This is a genomic window from Candidatus Planktophila sp., from assembly GCF_044232745.1.
Taxonomy (GTDB): Bacteria; Actinomycetota; Actinomycetes; order Nanopelagicales; family Nanopelagicaceae; genus Planktophila.
The window spans coordinates 1-17,372 of sequence record NZ_JBIILI010000011.1 but is presented as its reverse complement, the minus strand read 5'-3'; the positions used below and the strand labels follow the sequence as shown (position 1 = coordinate 17,372).

Annotated in this window: 11 protein-coding genes; 10 read left to right on the top strand and 1 reads right to left on the bottom strand. The window is 47.3% G+C overall.

The genetic code is table 11. From position 1 onward, the window contains the following. The 5 genes from dnaK to pyrE all read left to right on the top strand — a co-directional run. Positions 1–1,823: molecular chaperone DnaK (gene dnaK, locus AC9UGD_RS05850; RefSeq protein WP_509570840.1), on the top strand; the 1,823-nt coding region annotated here is incomplete at its 5' end. Next, on the top strand, positions 1,823–2,299 hold the full coding sequence (grpE, locus tag AC9UGD_RS05845) for a nucleotide exchange factor GrpE (protein WP_509570837.1): 477 nt from the start codon (positions 1,823–1,825) through the stop codon (positions 2,297–2,299). The genes dnaK and grpE, both read left to right, overlap by 1 nt. Positions 2,300–2,305: 6 nt before the next feature. Further along, positions 2,306–3,226, top strand: coding sequence for a DnaJ C-terminal domain-containing protein (locus AC9UGD_RS05840; protein ID WP_509570834.1), 921 nt, complete (start codon positions 2,306–2,308; stop codon positions 3,224–3,226). After that, a complete protein-coding gene (locus tag AC9UGD_RS05835) occupies positions 3,223–3,609 on the top strand; it encodes a heat shock protein transcriptional repressor HspR (RefSeq protein ID WP_509570831.1) in 387 nt (128 codons plus the stop codon). Before AC9UGD_RS05840 ends, AC9UGD_RS05835 begins: the two co-directional genes overlap by 4 nt. Positions 3,610–3,626: 17 nt before the next feature. Beyond that, entirely contained in the window at positions 3,627–4,160 is a 534-nt protein-coding gene (gene pyrE, locus AC9UGD_RS05830) for an orotate phosphoribosyltransferase (protein WP_509570828.1), read from the top strand. Here the strand turns inward: pyrE and AC9UGD_RS05825 are convergent. Beyond that, positions 4,136–4,786, bottom strand: a complete 651-nt coding sequence (locus tag AC9UGD_RS05825; protein ID WP_509570826.1) for a DedA family protein — start codon at positions 4,784–4,786, stop codon at positions 4,136–4,138. The two genes, pyrE and AC9UGD_RS05825, sit on opposite strands and share 25 nt — an antisense overlap. Before the next feature lie 132 nt (positions 4,787–4,918). On the opposite strand from AC9UGD_RS05825, the gene AC9UGD_RS05820 reads away from it, so the two are divergent. The 5 genes from AC9UGD_RS05820 to AC9UGD_RS05800 all read left to right on the top strand — a co-directional run bounded on the left by AC9UGD_RS05820 (position 4,919) and on the right by AC9UGD_RS05800 (position 17,170). After that, entirely contained in the window at positions 4,919–7,201 is a 2,283-nt protein-coding gene (locus AC9UGD_RS05820; protein ID WP_509570823.1) for a sodium-translocating pyrophosphatase, read from the top strand. Positions 7,202–7,224: 23 nt separating this feature from the next. After that, positions 7,225–10,014, top strand: a complete 2,790-nt coding sequence (topA, locus tag AC9UGD_RS05815) for a type I DNA topoisomerase (RefSeq protein ID WP_509570820.1) — start codon at positions 7,225–7,227, stop codon at positions 10,012–10,014. A gap of 43 nt (positions 10,015–10,057) precedes the next feature. Continuing rightward, positions 10,058–12,169 (top strand): dTMP kinase, encoded by a 2,112-nt coding sequence (gene tmk / locus AC9UGD_RS05810; protein ID WP_509570818.1) that lies wholly within the window; start codon positions 10,058–10,060, stop codon positions 12,167–12,169. Continuing rightward, positions 12,166–13,317: a DNA polymerase III subunit delta' gene (locus AC9UGD_RS05805; protein WP_509570815.1), complete on the top strand. Its 1,152-nt coding sequence runs from the start codon at positions 12,166–12,168 to the stop codon at positions 13,315–13,317. Before tmk ends, AC9UGD_RS05805 begins: the two co-directional genes overlap by 4 nt. A gap of 205 nt (positions 13,318–13,522) precedes the next feature. Then, a complete protein-coding gene (locus tag AC9UGD_RS05800; RefSeq protein WP_509570813.1) occupies positions 13,523–17,170 on the top strand; it encodes a leucine-rich repeat protein in 3,648 nt (1,215 codons plus the stop codon). Positions 17,171–17,372 lie beyond the last annotated feature (202 nt).

Genomic DNA, 17,372 nt, shown 5'->3' with positions numbered 1-17,372 from the left:
GAGCAGTCGGAATCGACCTCGGAACAACTAACAGCTGCGTATCTGTCCTTGAAGGTGGCGAGCCAACGGTTATCGCCAACGCAGAAGGTGCGCGCACTACCCCATCCATCGTGGCATTCGCCAAAAACGGTGAAGTCCTTGTCGGTGAGGTCGCAAAGCGCCAATCAGTAACAAACGTAGATCGCACAATCCGATCCGTAAAGCGTCACATGGGTACTAACTGGACTATCGATATTGATGGCAAGAAGTACACCTCACAAGAAATTTCAGCACGTGTTTTACAAAAGCTAAAGCGCGATGCCGAAGCGTATTTGGGCGAAACAGTTACGGATGCGGTCATTACTGTTCCTGCATACTTTAATGATGCACAACGTCAAGCAACAAAAGAAGCTGGCGAAATTGCTGGCCTTAATGTTCTTCGTATTATCAACGAACCAACCGCTGCTGCGCTCGCATACGGACTAGACAAGGCAGATAAAGAACAAACAATTCTTGTATTCGACCTTGGTGGTGGAACATTTGACGTTTCATTACTAGAAATCGGCGATGGTGTTGTTGAAGTTAAAGCAACTAACGGCGATAACAATTTAGGTGGAGATGACTGGGATCAAGCACTAGTTGATCACCTAGTACAAACTTTTGGTGCAGCAAATGGAATTGATTTAACAAAAGACAAGATGGCGATGCAACGTATTCGGGAAGCTGCTGAAAAAGCAAAAATCGAATTATCATCATCACAATCTGCTTCAGTCAATCTTCCGTACATCACAGTTGATTCTGACAAGAATCCATTGTTCATGGATGAAACAATTACTCGCGCGCAGTTCCAGCAGTTAACAGCTGCATTGCTTGAGCGTTGCAAGAAGCCATTCCAAGCAGTTCTAAAAGATGCTGGAATTCCAATTGCAAATATCGAATCAGTTGTACTTGTTGGTGGATCAACTCGTATGCCAGCAGTTGTTGATTTGGTTAAAGAATTAACCGGCGGCAAAGAGCCAAACAAGGGAGTAAACCCTGATGAGGTTGTTGCAGTTGGTGCATCGCTACAAGCCGGTGTTTTAAAGGGCGAAGTAAAGGATGTCCTGCTGCTAGATGTAACTCCGCTGTCACTTGGTATCGAAACCAAGGGTGGCGTGATGACACGTTTAATCGAGCGCAATACAACGATTCCTACAAAGCGCAGCGAAGTATTTACAACAGCTGATGACAATCAGCCTGCTGTACAGATTCAGGCATACCAAGGCGAACGCGAAATGGCTGCTTACAACAAGAAGCTAGGAATGTTCGAACTAACAGGTTTGCCACCAGCGCCACGTGGAGTTCCACAGATCGAAGTTACTTTTGACATCGATGCAAACGGAATTGTTCATGTGTCTGCAAAGGATCTGGGAACAGGCAAAGAGCAGAGCATGACAATCACTGGTGGCTCTGCACTGTCTAAGGAAGAAATCGAGCGCATGATGGCCGATGCTGAATCACATGCTGAAGAAGATCGTCAGCGCAAAGAAGAGGCAGAGATCCGCAACGCAGGAGATTCACTGCTGTACTCAACTGAAAAGTTCATCAAGGACAACGAGGAAAAATTGTCACAAGGTGATGCTCTTGAGAAGAAGACAGAAACTGAAGCTGCACTAGAAGAGTTAAAGACCGCACTTGGTGGTTCAAACTACGAAATGATTAAATCAGCAACTGAAAAAGTTGCAACCGTTAGCCAAGCACTTGGTTCTGCGTTGTATGCAGCCGGTGCAGCAGCTGAAGGTGAAACAACACCTAATGAAGATGGTGTTGAAGACGCTGAGGTTGTAGAAGAAGAGCAGAAGTAATGTCAGAAGAAACAACTGAACAAGTTGTAGAGGAAGTTGTTGAGCCGGGTCAAGAAATTGACCCGGTTGCAACACTGACCTCTGATTTGCAACGGCTCCAAGCAGAGTATGCAAATTACCGAAAGCGGGTAGAACGGGATCGCGCCGTTGCCCATGAAAGTGCAGTCGGTGCTGTTTTGACAGAGCTATTGGCATTACTTGATGATGTTGATCGCGCAGAACAACATGGCGAGCTATCTGGCGGCTTTAAAGCGGTGGCAGACCAGCTAAATTCAATCACTTCACGTATCGGGCTCGAAAAGTACGGCACCGAAGGTGAAGCTTTTGACCCACAAATTCATGAGGCCTTGATGCATGAAGAATCAGCAGATGTTGCTGTTGCAACTGCTTCAAAGATTTTGCAACCTGGTTACAAGTACAAAGAACGCATCTTGCGTCCCGCACGCGTTGCCGTAACAGATCCAGTGGGAGCGTAATCAACCATGGCAGCTAAAGATCTATATGAAAAGGACTTTTATAAAGTCCTTGGCGTAGATAAAAAGGCAGCTGCCGATGAAATCAAGAAAAAGTACCGCGCACTTGCCCGTGATCTACACCCAGACAAAACCAAGGGCGATGCCGCAAAAGAAGAGAAGTTCAAGGCTGTTTCTGAAGCCTATGAAATCTTGTCTGATGCAAAAAAACGCGCTGAATACGATGAAGCCCGATCTTTATTTGAACGAGGTGGCTTTCGCGCGCCACAAGGCGGAGGCTTTCAGGGCGGCGATTTCAGCGATGTATTTGGCGGTGGAAACCCACAAGATATTTTCGCAAACCTATTTGGCGGTGGTGGCCGCCGCGGTCCTCGCAAAGGTCAAGATTTACAAACAGAGGCGACGATTACATTTCGAGAATCAGTATTTGGAACAACGCTTGATCTGCGTTTAGCAACAGATCGAGGACAAGCACAAAATATTTCTGCACGTGTTCCAACTGGTGTTAGTGACGGAGCAAAGATTCGTGTTAAAGGTAAAGGTGCACAAGGTGAAGCAGGTCCAGGTGATTTGTTTATTCAACTACATGTGAAGCCGCACCCAATCTTTTCTCGCAAAGGTGAAAACTTAACAATCACATTGCCAGTTACTTTTGCAGAAGCCGCGCTAGGTGCTGACATCAAGGTGCCAACAATGGCCGGTGATGATGTAACTGTTCGTATTTCGCCCGGAACACCAAATGGTCGCACCTTGCGCGTAAAGGGTCGTGGCATCGTAAAAGGCAGTACCACAGGTGACTTATTGGTCACTGTCGAAGTTCAGGTGCCACAGCGCGTTGATGGAAAAGCACTAGAAGCACTGAAACAATTTGCCGAAGAAACATCAAGCGAAGATGTTCGTGCTGATTTTGTGAGTAAGGCGAAGATATGAGCATTGAAAACAACAATCCACCAGATGATGATGCTGGGGTGTATGTCATTTCAGTTGCTGCCGAAATTTCTGGGATGCACCCGCAAACTTTGCGTCAATATGACAAATTAGGTTTGGTTTCACCATCACGAACAGAAGGACGTAATCGCAGATACTCATTACGCGATATTGCTTTGTTGCGCGCAGTTCAGAAGCTTGTTGGTGAAGGAATTAATCATGCAGGTATCAAGCGAATCATCGAATTGGAATCAGCGGTCGCAAATATGGCAGTTGAGGTTGCTCAACTTCGAATTGAAGTTAATGCACTAATTGAGCAAAACCCACCTAAAGGGTTAGTTGCACGACGCAAAACTGAAGTCATTATCTACAAAGAAGATAACTAGCAGATAAGGTTGCGCCCATGAGTTCACGCGATGCATTAAAAGCCCAGATCGTAAGTAAGGCAGTTGTTCATGGGAAAGTCATTCTTTCCAGCGGCAAAGAGGCGGATTATTACGTGGATCTTCGTCGCGTAACACTTGATTCAGAAGCCGCGCCTCTTGTCGGTCAGGTCATGTTAGAACTAACACAAGATCTAGATTATGAAGCAGTCGGTGGATTAACACTTGGCGCAGATCCTGTAGCAACAGCCATGATGCATGTGGCAGCTGCGCAAGGGAAAAAGATTGATTCTTTTGTAGTTCGCAAAGCAGAAAAAGCACACGGTCTACAACGTCGTATCGAAGGCCCCGATGTAAAGGGCAAGCGCGTTCTTGCAGTTGAAGACACATCAACAACTGGCGGTTCCGTGCTGACCGCGGTCGAAGCATTAATCGAAGCTGGTGCGATAGTTGTTGGTGTTGCAGTAATTGTGGAACGTGGCGCAGAACCAAAGATTAAAGAGGCGGGGTATGAATACCGCGCTGCTTATCAGTTGGCAGATTTAGGCTTATAACGCTTAGATTGTCGCTCTTTAAATATTTCAAGTGCCAACGGAATTGATGTTCCTAAAACAATCACAGTAACAATTCCGACAATAAAGTAATTACCATTTTCTTCAAATACATCGCCTAAAAAGTAACCAATTCCCATTGCAACTTGCGTCCAAATAACTGCGCCGATGGCATTCCAAGTAGAAAAAGTCTTTCGATCTAAGTTAGCAACACCACACACTGGGTTAATCAAAGTACGTGCAAAGGGAATGAAACGACCAAAGACCAACGCTTTTCGTGGACCGTACTTGCCCAACCACTTTTCTATTTTCTGAACCATCTTTTGATTAAAGAATCTGCTATCTGGTCGGTCAAAAAACTTTCGGCCATATGTTTTGCCGAACCAGTAACCGACTTCGCCACCGATAATTGCTGCAATAGGCGCAAGGGTGAACAACAATGGAGTCGATAGCTTTGCATCGCCCAATAGGGCAGAGCCAGAACCAGATGCTGCGATGCCAGCTAAGAAAACAACTTCGCCTCCGGGGAAAACCAAACCAATAAGTAAGCCTGTTTCCATAAAAATGATGCCAAGCACGCCAATGAGGCCAAGAGTTGAAATAACTGAATTGGCATCCAAAAGGTTCATGGGGGCAGGCTATCTCACGCTCAAAGTGTTGTAATAGATAAGTATAAATTTGCCTTAAACGGGGTTTCCTGACCTACACTTCACCAGTCTCGCGCCCCCACTGGGCGCCACAACTCCAACGGAGGAGAACCTATGCGTGCTTCTGGCGCCGTATCAATGGTCCAAGTGACCGGATCCAATCTGACATATGCCTACATCGTTCTAGGAATTTCCCTAGCTGCGCTGGCAATCGCCTACGGCCTACGTGCCCAGGTATTGGCAGCAAGTGATGGAACACCAAAGATGCGCGAAATCGCAGAAGCTGTGCAAGAAGGAGCTGCTGCGTTTTTATCTCGCCAGTTCCGCACACTTTCATACTTTGTAGCAATCGTCTTTTTCTTGTTATTCGCATTGCCTGGTGATGCTGAAATCCGCATCGGCCGTTCTATCTTCTTCCTGCTAGGTGCAGCATTTTCTGCGCTAGTTGGTTACAACGGTATGTGGCTTGCAGTGCGCGCAAATGTGCGCGTTGCAGATGCTGCTCGCAATAAGGATGGCGCAAAGGCTGTCCAGATCGCATTTCGTACAGGCGGCGTTGTTGGTATGACAACAGTTGGTCTTGGACTAATTGGTGCCTCCCTTGTTGTGATTATTTACCGCGAGAACGCACCAGCTGTTTTGGAAGGCTTTGGTTTTGGCGCAGCGATGCTTGCGATGTTTATGCGCGTCGGTGGCGGAATCTTTACCAAGGCAGCAGATGTTGGAGCTGACCTTGTAGGTAAAGTTGAGAAGCACATCCCAGAAGATGACCCACGCAACGCAGCAACAATTGCTGACAACGTAGGAGACAACGTTGGTGACTGCGCCGGTATGGCAGCAGACTTGTTCGAGTCATACGCGGTAACACTTGTTGCAGCATTGATCCTTGGTAAGGCGGCTTTTGGTGATGCTGGTCTGATTTACCCACTGATCGTTCCAGCAATCGGAACTGTTACAGCGGTTATCGGAATCTTCCTTACTAGATTACGCAGCACAGATAAGTCAGCAATGACAGCAATTAACCGCTCATTCTTCTTATCAGCAATCATTTCTGCGGGGCTAACAGCGCTCGCAACATTTACGTACTTGCCATCTGATTTCAAGTTGATGACAGGTCTTTCACCAGAAGCAGTTGCAGCAGCTGGCAACACAAACCCACGTGTTCTAGCAATCGGTGCAGTATTGATCGGTATCGCATTAGCAGCAGCAATTCAGGTATTAACAGGCTTCTTTACCGAAACTGGCAAGCGTCCAGTAAATGATGTTGCAGCTTCATCTGAAACAGGTGCAGCAACAGTAATTTTGGCTGGTATCGCAGTTGGTTTTGAATCTGCCGTATACAGCGCATTGCTAATCGCAGCAGCGGTATTTGGTGCATTCTTGCTAGGCGGCGGAAGCATTGTGCTTTCACTTCTTGCAATCGCACTTGCTGGTACAGGTTTGCTAACAACAGTTGGTGTAATCGTTGCGATGGATACCTTTGGTCCAATTTCAGATAACGCACAAGGCATTGCAGAAATGTCAGGCGATGTTGATGGCGAAGGCGCAGAGATCCTTACAAGCCTTGACGCAGTTGGTAACACAACTAAGGCGATCACTAAGGGAATTGCAATCGCAACAGCAGTACTTGCTGCAACAGCATTGTTCGGTGCATTCACAGATGCAATCAAGACAGCGGTTATTGATGCAGGTAAGACTGCAGCAGAAGTTGGCTTGCAGTTCCAGGGCATCTTGGATGTTGCAGACCCACGCAACTTGGTTGGTTTGATTATCGGAGCAGCGGTTGTGTTCTTGTTCTCAGGTCTTGCAGTTAACGCGGTATCACGTGCAGCTGGCGCAGTTGTCGTCGAAGTTCGTGAACAGTTCCGCTTGCACCCAGGAATCATGAAGGGAACTGAAAAGCCTGATTACGGTCGTGTTGTAGATATTTGCACACGTGATTCATTGCGCGAATTAGTTACTCCAGGATTGCTCGCTGTTATGGCACCAATCGCGGTTGGTTTCGGTCTTGGTGTGGGCGCTCTTGGTGCCTACTTGGCCGGTGCAATTGGTACCGGAACACTGATGGCTGTATTCCTTTCTAACTCAGGCGGTGCTTGGGATAACGCTAAGAAGATGGTTGAAGATGGCCATCATGGCGGAAAGAATTCAGAAGCACATGCAGCAACAATCGTTGGTGACACTGTTGGAGATCCATTCAAGGACACAGCAGGTCCAGCAATTAACCCACTTATCAAGGTGATGAACCTTGTTGGTTTGTTAATTACTCCAGCAATTGTTTCTCTTGCACTTGGCAACGGCGAAACAACAAGCACAGCGATCTCACTTGCAGCAGTTGCAGTGATCGTGGGTGCGTTAATTCGTAACCGTCGTCAAGCAACTTCAATTACTGTCTAAGTAGAAAGACTTCCCCCTTTCTTATGGCGAAAGAAAAAGCTGACCTGATTAAGCTGGTGATTGTTGAGTCACCAGCAAAGGCCAGAAAAATTGGTGGGTACCTCGGCGACGGATACGTCGTCGAGGCTTCCGTCGGTCATATCCGCGATTTACCTCAGCGCGCAGCAGATATTCCTAAGGAATACAAAAAGATCGCTTGGGCTAAAGAGGGCGTAGATATCGACAACGATTTCGCACCGCTGTATGTAATTAACCCAGATAAAAAAGCTAAGGTCGCCGAATTAAAGGCGTTAATGAAAAATGCCGAAGAATTAATCCTGGCAACGGACGAGGACCGCGAAGGCGAAGCTATTGCTTGGCACTTAGTTGAAGTTCTGGAACCAAAGATTCCAATTAAGCGCATGGTCTTTAATGAAATTACAAAAGAAGCGATCCAAGCAGCGGTAAATGACACCCGCGATCTGGATTATCACTTAATTGATGCACAAGAAACACGTCGCGTATTAGACCGTTTGTTTGGATACCGGTTGTCCCCGGTTTTGTGGAAGAAAGTAATGCCACGTATTTCGGCAGGCCGTGTGCAATCTGTGGCTACACGATTAATTGTTGAAAAAGAACGCGAACGCATGGCCTTTATTTCTAGTGCCTGGTGGGACTTAGCGGCCGTAACCGCACTTGGCTTTAATGCTCGTTTGCTCGAAGTAAATGGAAAAAAAGTAGCGGCCACAAGTGATTTTGGCGCAGACGGTGCGGTTAAAGAAAAGTCACTGGCAAACATTTTGTTGTTGGATGAAGCAGGTGCACGTGGCTTAGTCGAATCATTAAAGAGTAGTGATCTAACTGTTAAATCAATGGAAGAGAGCCCACGTACCGAGCGACCAAAGCCACCATTTACGACATCAACGATGCAACAAGATGCCGGTAGCCGACTTGGTTGGGGTGCACAGATCACAATGCGTATTGCACAACGTTTGTATGAAAATGGCTACATCACATACATGCGTACTGACAGCGTCAATTTGTCAGGACAAGCGGTCACTGCTGCGCGTAATGCCGCTAAAGCTTTATACGGCGCAGACCATGTTGCAGATGCTCCACGTACATATCTTGGAAAAACAAAGAACGCCCAAGAAGCACACGAAGCGATTCGTCCAGCTGGTGATGTATTTAAGACACCAGGTGAGTTAGCACCAGAGCTTTCACGTGATGAGTTCGCACTGTATGACTTAATCTGGAAGCGCACCGTTGCTTCACAAATGGCAGATGCCAAAAAAATGCAGATGCGTGTTGATTTTGATGCGACCACCAATGATGGCAAGGCAACTATTTTTCGCGCCAACGGTTCTGTAATTACTTTCCCGGGCTTCTTGGCTGCATACGATGACATTGTCAGCGAAGAAAACAAGGATGAAGAGTCCGAGGACAAGCGCTTACCTGCAATGACAGTTGGTCAAGCAGTTAAAGTCAACGAGTACACCTGCGAAGGCCACGAAACAAAGCCACCGGCCCGTTATACCGAACCAACTCTTGTTAAGAAATTAGAAGAACTTGGTATTGGCCGCCCATCAACATTTGCATCAATTATCCAAACTATTCAAGATCGTGGATATGTCTATAAGCGTGGTCGCGCATTAGTACCGACTTTCCTGGCATTTTCAGTGACCGGGTTGCTGGAAACTCACTTTACAAAGCTGGTTGATTACGAATTTACGGCCAGCATGGAAGAAGATCTAGACAAGATCGCAAGTGGAGAAGCGGGCCGAGTTGATTGGCTGCGCGACTTTTTCTATGGCGTAGATGGCCAGCCAGGACTTAACGAATTATCTGCAGATCTTGGTGTGATTGATGCCCGCGCAACAAACACCATGAACCTGTCCCCTGAAATCGAAATTCGTGTTGGTCGCTACGGCGCGTACCTGCAAGAAAATAAAGAAGGCGAAGAGCGCAAGCTGGCAAATATTCCAGAAAACTTAGCACCAGATGAATTAACACTTGCCAAGGCAATTGAATTATTAGCAGCCCCTTCAGGCGAACGTGAACTAGGAATTGACCCAGCAACTAATTTGCCGATCATTGCAAAGAGTGGTCGCTTTGGTCCTTACATCACCGAAGTTTTGCCAGAGCTACCGGTTGAGTTGACTGCGTCTGGTAAAAAGAAAAAGAAAAAGGCAGATGCGCCTAAGGCAAAGACTGCTTCACTTCTTTCAACAATGACCTTAGATACCGTGACGTATGAAGATGCATTGCGACTACTTTCATTGCCAAGAACTCTTGGTACCAACAGCGCGGGCGATGACATCACTGTACAAAACGGACGTTACGGCCCATATTTAAAGGCTGGTGTTGATTCACGCACACTGACATCTGAAGAACAGTTGTTTACGATGACTTTAGATGAAGCACTTGAGATTTATTCAAAGCCAAAAGAACGTCGTCGCGGAGTTGCAAAGCCACCAGTTAAAGAACTTGGTATTGATCCAACATCACAAAAGCCGCTAATCATTAAAGATGGTCGCTTTGGTATGTATGTAACCGATGGTGAAACAAATGCAACGCTTCGTCGTGGTGATACCGCAGAAGGAATGACCTTAGATCGCGGGCTAGAACTACTTGCAGGCCGCCGTGCCTGGGAAGCAGAAAACGGTCCATCACCAAAGAAGGCTCGCAAAAAAGCTGCAGCGCTAGATAAAAAGGGTTTGGCAAAAAAGGGCGACACTGCACCAACTCTTACCAAGAACGTTGTTAAAAAAGCAGGTGCGAAGAAAGCTGCGAAGAAAGCTGCATCAGGCAAAGCAAAGAAAAGCGCTGAATAAAGCCACTTCTGGTCGTATTCACGCCTGCCGATAGACTTCCGCCATGCCTAAAACGCTCCCGACCCCTGCCGCTCCGGCGCAGGATGTAACGCGCGGAGTCTTAGCGATCAAACCATTCCGCAAGCTCTGGAACTCGATGGTGTTTTCTTCCCTGGGCGATTGGCTTGGTCTTTTAGCAACAACTGCGATGGCCCAACAACTTTCTGGCGGCGATTACGCCACAGCTAACTTTGCAATCGCAGGTGTCTTTATCGCGCGCTTGTTGCCAGCTGTTTTCTTAGGTCCACTGGCAGGTGTAATCGCCGACAAATTAGATCGCCGCAAGTTAATGGTTACGTGCGACATCATGCGCACCGCGCTGTATATCTCGATCCCCATTTTCCATAATTACTTCTGGTTGTACACCGCAACAATCTTGGTGGAATGCATAACTTTATTCTGGTCACCAGCAAAGGAAGCATCTGTCCCCAACTTGGTTCCACGCGAACGTTTAGAAAATGCCAACCAAGTATCACTACTTGCTGCATACGGCACAGCACCTATTGCCGCTTTGTTATTCACCTTCCTTTCTTTGTTCACATCTGCAATAAATGTAACTTTCGGGATTAACTCGACCGCAATTGATCTTGCTCTGTATGCAAACGCACTGTCATTTGCTTTCGCTGCATTTACCATTTGGGGTTTGCGCGAAATACCTAAAGGCGCTGCAGAAAAACACTCAGCAGATTCTGGAATTCTTAAGTCCTTGCACGAAGGCTGGAAAGCTGTCTCTGGCAGCAAAATCATTCGCGGCCTAATCGTTGGAATGGTTGGCGCATTTGTTGCAGCTGGTGCGGTTATTGGTCTTGCCCGAACATTTGTTGGCGATCTTGGCGGCGGAGAAGCTGCATACGGTGTTTTATTCGGCGCAGTCTTTACAGGCCTAGCTGCCGGAATCGCCTTTGGCCCTAAAGTCTTTGCACAATTTTCTCGCCGTCGTTTATTTGGCGCTTCGCTAGCCACTTCGGGTTTATTTCTAGTTGCGCTGGCTGCAATCCCTAACCTGGTTTTGGCAGTCTTTATCGTGATAATTCTTGGTGCATTTAGCGGAATAACCTGGGTAACAGGCTTCACCATGCTGGGCATGGAGGTCGCCGATGATGTGCGCGGTCGCACCTTTGCTTTCGTGCAAAGCCTGATCCGCGTGGTTTTAGTTGGTGTTCTTGCAATCGCACCATTAATCGCTGCTTCAATTGGCCAGCACAGCGTCAAATTTCAAAACACTGAAATTAGCTACAACGGCGCAGCGGTAACAATTTTAATCGCAGGGTTAATCGCTTCTTTAATCGGGCTTATTTCGTATAAGCAGATGAAGGATCGTCCAAATGTTTCATTGTGGTCCGATATTACAAATGCACTGAAGGGCGAACTAGGCAGCATCACAGGTGCGCCAACAAAAGGTGTCTTCATTGCATTTGAAGGTGGCGAGGGAATTGGTAAGTCAACCCAATCTAAATTGTTAAAAGCATGGCTAGAACAAGAAGGCGAAACAGTTGTTTTGTCCCGCGAACCTGGTGGCAGTGATTTAGGAATTGAAATCCGCAAAATCTTATTGTCACATTCCACCGGAGAAATTAGTCCACGCGCCGAAGCACTTCTATACGCCGCAGATCGCGCGCACCATGTGTACAGCGTTATCCGCCCAGCACTTGCCCAAGGCGAAGTTGTCATTAGCGACAGATACTTTGATTCATCAATTGCATACCAAGGTGCAGGCCGCGTATTACAACCTGGCGAAGTAGCACGAATTTCTAGATGGGCAACTGAATCACTCTTTCCAACGCTAACAATTATTATTGATTTACCACCACAAATTGGCCTTGCTCGTTTAAAGAGCAAAGACCGCCTGGAATCACAACCAATAGATTTCCACGAACGTGTGCGCCAAGAGTTCATACAGTTAGCCGCCCTTGATCCAGAGCGTTACGTCATCATCGATGGCAATCAATCTATTGAAGACACACACACTGCAATCATTTCTCGCGTTAGCGAAATCCCTGCACTAAAGCGCAATGCAGTCGAAGACAAAGGCAATCTGTTGCTGCGTCCAATTCGCGCAGCAGGTAAAGCTGTTAAAAAAGCTAGCCCCAAGAAGAAGCCAGCTAGTAAAAAGTGAGCGTTTATAGCGACCTTGTAGGCCAAGAACATGTTGTGGAGATCCTGCAGAAGGCTGTCGCTGCAACACGAAGCGGTGAAGAAACACAGGAAATGACGCATGCGTGGGTTTTTACAGGTCCTCCAGGATCTGGTCGATCATCTGCCGCAGTGGCATTTGCACAAGCACTGGTCTGCACAAAGGATGGCTGCGGAACATGCAATGAATGTAAATCCGCTGCCAACGGTGCGCACCCAGATGTTGAAGTAATTGTTACCGAAGGTCTGTCAATCAAAATCGATGAAGTCCGTGAATTGTTAACACGTGTTGCCTGGGCGCCATCAATGGGCGGGTGGCGCGTTGTGGTTATGGAAGATGCGGACCGTCTTACCGAATCTGCAGCGAACGCACTTCTTAAAGCGATAGAAGAACCTGGCAACCGAACAGTCTGGTTGTTATGTGCACCAACTTTGCATGATGTGTTGCCAACTATTCGCAGCCGTTGTCGTCATCTGCAATTAGTCACACCATCAAATCAAGCTGTTGCACAGGTACTGCAATCTCGCGATGGCATTTCTCCCAACATGGCTGATTTTGCTGCTCGGGTATCACAAGGTCACATCGGTCGTGCCAGATACCTTGCCAACAATGAATCAGTGCGTAACACTCGAACCACAATCATGAAGTTGCCGCTAACGCTGCAAGGAATCTCATCTGCTTTTGCCGCCGCCCAAACTCTGATTGATCTTGCAACAGAACAAGCAACCCAAGCTGCTGAGCTGCGTAATGAAAAAGAGGTTGATGATTTATCACTTGCTTACGGCAAAGGCGCAACCGGTCGCGGCATGGCAACAGGTGGCAGCAAAGCAATTAAAGATTTAGAGAAAGAACAAAAAACCCGCCAAACCCGAATGATCCGTGATGGGTTGGATGCAGCGTTGCTCGACATCGCAACCTTTTACCGAGATGTCATGATGGTTCAAGCAGGTGCCAACGATGCCCTGATCAATAAAGAGCTTGAAACCGAGATCCGCACAATGGCTGAAAAAACCAAGTCACAAGCAACAATCAAGAAGATCAACGCCATCATGGATGCCCGCACCAACCTAAGCCACAATGCGGCCCCATTGCTAACCGTTGAAGCGCTTATGTGCGTCCTGGCTCGCTAGTTACCTAACTCAATTTTTCGGGCCCTTGGGCGAATAAAAACAACCTAACCCCTGGGTGACACGTCCCATAGTTCCGCCTATGATTTGCGGCTACGCAACCGATAGTGACCTTTTCAGATTTGAGACCAAATTGAAGTCGACCGCCAAAATCGTAAAGTATCTGGACCTACTAAAGAGATACTTCTCTTTTCTTCTTCCATTAGTGATGTTGGTTTCTTCCCTTACGGCAATCTCGATCGTTCCTGCCCCAATGCTGGCATCGGCGACTCCACTTACCTGCGCACAAGGAGGGCCCTGTTCCGTTGGTGAAATCGGACCTGCGGGTGGAATCGTTATTTATGTTGGATCCTCCACAATCAATCAGGTCCCGGGTATTAGTGCCGGAGGAAGGTATTTGGAAGCTGCACCAATTACTTTCAGGATGGGTTCCCCCTACGGAAGTTACGAATGGTGCGAGGGTCCTAATAATGGAAACACAACTCTCATTGGAGCAGCTAACGCCTCGCTCGGTTCGGGCGCATCAAACACTGCCATTATGGTTTCAAAGTGTGCAGCAGGTGCGGGAAACGTTGCAGCAAACTACTCTAAGAATGGTTATTCGGATTGGTTCCTTCCATCATCAGCAGAACTCGAGTATTTGAGTGCACATGGGTCCGATCTCGATCTGAGCCGCGCCAGATCTTACTGGGGTTCCAATGAAGTTGAATCAGACGTTGCAGCATCACTGGTAACTTCACATGGTGGAGTTGGTGCTCAAATTAAAGAAGACCAATTAGAGCTGTGGCCAATTCGTGCCTTTAGTCCTGGCGACCCGCTACCTGGGCCACAAGTTGCGATTACTCGAGCTTCATTTGGATCAGAACGCAAAACTACATTTATCAACCAGCCCCAGGTCACAATTCAAGATGCAAGTAGTAACAGGGTTTCTTCATCCTCTGCCGTAGTCACTGCAACCGTCAGTGCAGGTGGAACATTGGTTGGAGCAACAACTGCTACGGCAACTTCGGGAGTTGCAACCTTCACAAACCTTGGGCTTGATGGAACAGCTGGCACTACCTACACCATTACCTACACAGCACCTGGTCTAACCCCAGCAACTGCAAGCGTTACTCTGACAGGTACGACATGTGACGGAGCAACATTCACCTGTCAGGTTGGAGACATCGGCCCTGGTGGTGGAAAGATTTTCTATGTTGCTCCGGAAACATTTTCTTGTGGACAAACGCTTTCTTCTACTTGTAAATACCTCGAAGCTGCACCGATAACAGGATCAGGGGCCTGGACCGATGCCACTTATGCCTGGTCTGGAAACACAAACACAGCAGTGGGGTCAACCTCAACTGCAATTGGAACCGGATATAGCAACACCTTAAAAATGGTTCAACAAAGCGGTGCGGGGATGTTAGGCGCTGGCTCTGTAGCAAGAAATTATCGAGGGGGCGGCAAGAACGACTGGTATTTGCCATCTAAAGATGAGCTAAATGAAATCACATCAAACCAAGTGCTTTTAAGTGCAACAGCTGGTTATTGGTCCTCATCTGAAGCTACTGCGACTGGCGCGTGGGATCAAGGCAGCAACGGTGTTCAAGGTGTGGCAGATCCCGGGAAACAGCAAACCACACCTGTTCGTCCTATTCGCGCATTTGGTTCAAGTGCTCCTGAAGTAGCAATAATTTATGAATCAGCAATTACAGGGGTTACTCCACCTGTTAGCGGTGCAATCCCAGATACGACAGTGACTGCAGTAAATGGTTATACGGGAACTGTCTCCTGGTCTGGTTCACCAACAACTTTTGCCGCAGCAACTGCATACACAGCAACAATCACTCTTACTCCAGCATCTGGCTTCACGCTAACAGGAGTCACTGCCAATTTCTTTACGGTTGCAGGTGCAAGATCTGTGACACATTCCGCGGATTCAGGAGTAATCACCGCTGAGTTTTCAGCAAGATTCCCCTGCGGAGATGGGACTTATTCGGTTGACTCATCCGGCACACTGACGAGTGCGGAAGGTTGCACAGGAGACCTAGTCATTGATGATTATGTTCAGCGAATTGGAGATTACGCCTTCTATTTAAACCCAAATTCAATCACCAGTCTCACAATTCCTGATTCAGTTTTGTCTGTTGGCGAATGGTCTTTTGCTAACACAACCGCACAAGTTGTTAACATTGGCTCAGGATTAACCTCTATCAACGGCAACGGATTTGGCTCCGGTTCAATTCGGGAGTTCAATGTTTCTGCGGGCAATTCTATTTTTAGCTCAACTTCCGGAGTTCTCTTCAATAAGAATAAAACTACTTTAGTTCACTATCCATCCGGCAATGTAAACACTTCTTACACAGTCCCAAATAGCGTAACCGAAATCGGGAGTCCCGCATTTAGCGGAGGTATTTATTTACAGTCTGTAGTTATTCCAGATTCGGTTACAGCACTAGGCGGAGGATTTCAACAAAACAGTTCCCTGCGTTCAATAACTCTAGGTTCTGGCATATCCGAGATTCCCGGAGCAGCCTTCTACAATAACTTTGGTCAAGGAATCACAGAAATCATTTTTAGCAACAGTACCAACCTGAAGAAAATTTCTGGATCTGCCTTTGTTGGCGCTAATTGGAGATCTTTAGTGGTTCCTGAAGGAGTCGAAATAATTGAGGCAGGCGCTTTCAATGAAAATGGTTATTTGATTGATTTAAGGTTGCCTTTAACGATGGTTACCCTTGATGATGCGGCATTGTCAGGAACCGGGCAACTAACTAAAGTTTGCTATCTCGGCACTAATCAAAGTGTTATTGATGCAATTGTGGCCAATGGAAAAACAGTAGGTTGCGTGAGCACGCCCGGCCCCCCTATTGATTTAGTAGCCACTGCAGGAGACGGTGAAATAAGTATTACCTTTTCCGCTGGAGCTGACAATGGTCTTGCCATCACCAATTACGAATACTCAATAGATGGCAACACCTATATTCCTTTTGATCCAGTTACTACGAATTCCCCCTTGGTCATAACTGGTTTGACGTCCTTCACCCCATACACAATTCGCCTCAAGGCGGTTAATGCCCTTGGTGCTAGCGCTGCTTCTTCTCCAGCGACTGCTTCTCCACCGACTGCTTCTCCACCGACTGCGTTCTTAAAATCTCTTACAAAGCCATCAATGAATCTTAAAGATGGAAAGTATGTGTGTTCAGTCGGTACCTATGTATTTGGGTACGTCCGTGATGGTGTAATTGATGCCAGCACATCTGGTCTGGTTACTCCAAGCAAGTACTTGTACAACCTTCTATTCAACGGAGCCGCACAACCAGCACTTGCAGCAACAACAGCTAATCCCACAAACTCGTGGATCATTCCACAGCTTTCGTCTGGAACATTAATTTCATGTTCGGTAACAGTGACGGTTAATTCGCTATCAACTGGTGACCTGAGCACTGAAAACACCGATGGATTTGCTGCAGTGCAAGCAACCCAAAGAATTGGAATCAATGCCGCTGAAGCCACCTATAAAGCCTCAGTTAAAGCCATTCCTCTGGCTTACCAAAAGGCCCTTGTTGATGCCCGCGCCATATGGCGCAAAGTTACTGATGCAATTCGCGCCAACTATGCCGTTGTCCTTGAACGGATAAAAACTGGCGCCGCATCCAAGATGATTTCAGATGTGGCCACTGCAAAAGAGGTAACAAACGCCGCAAAAGCAAAAGCGACAGAGGATTACAAAGCCAGCAACGTGGCCGCACTTGCCGCCGCCAATAAGGCCAGAGAAGTAGCAGCTGATGCCAAGGCCAAAGCAATCACAAAGGTAAATGCGACTTACCGTGCCTTCATCGAGTCAATCGGCTACGGAGTCTTGGTCCCTTAAACCGCCCAATCCCCACGCTCAGATGTGACCACCCCGCCTCGATTTCACGCTTGTAAAAAGTGGCTAGTGGTAATGAGCACCCCCATTCATAGGGCAAGATTTCCCCATGCGCTTAGACCATGTCTCATATGTAACCTCCCATGATCAACTAGCCGACACAGTTCAACGCCTGGGCTCACGCCTTGGCAGCACCTTCGTTGAC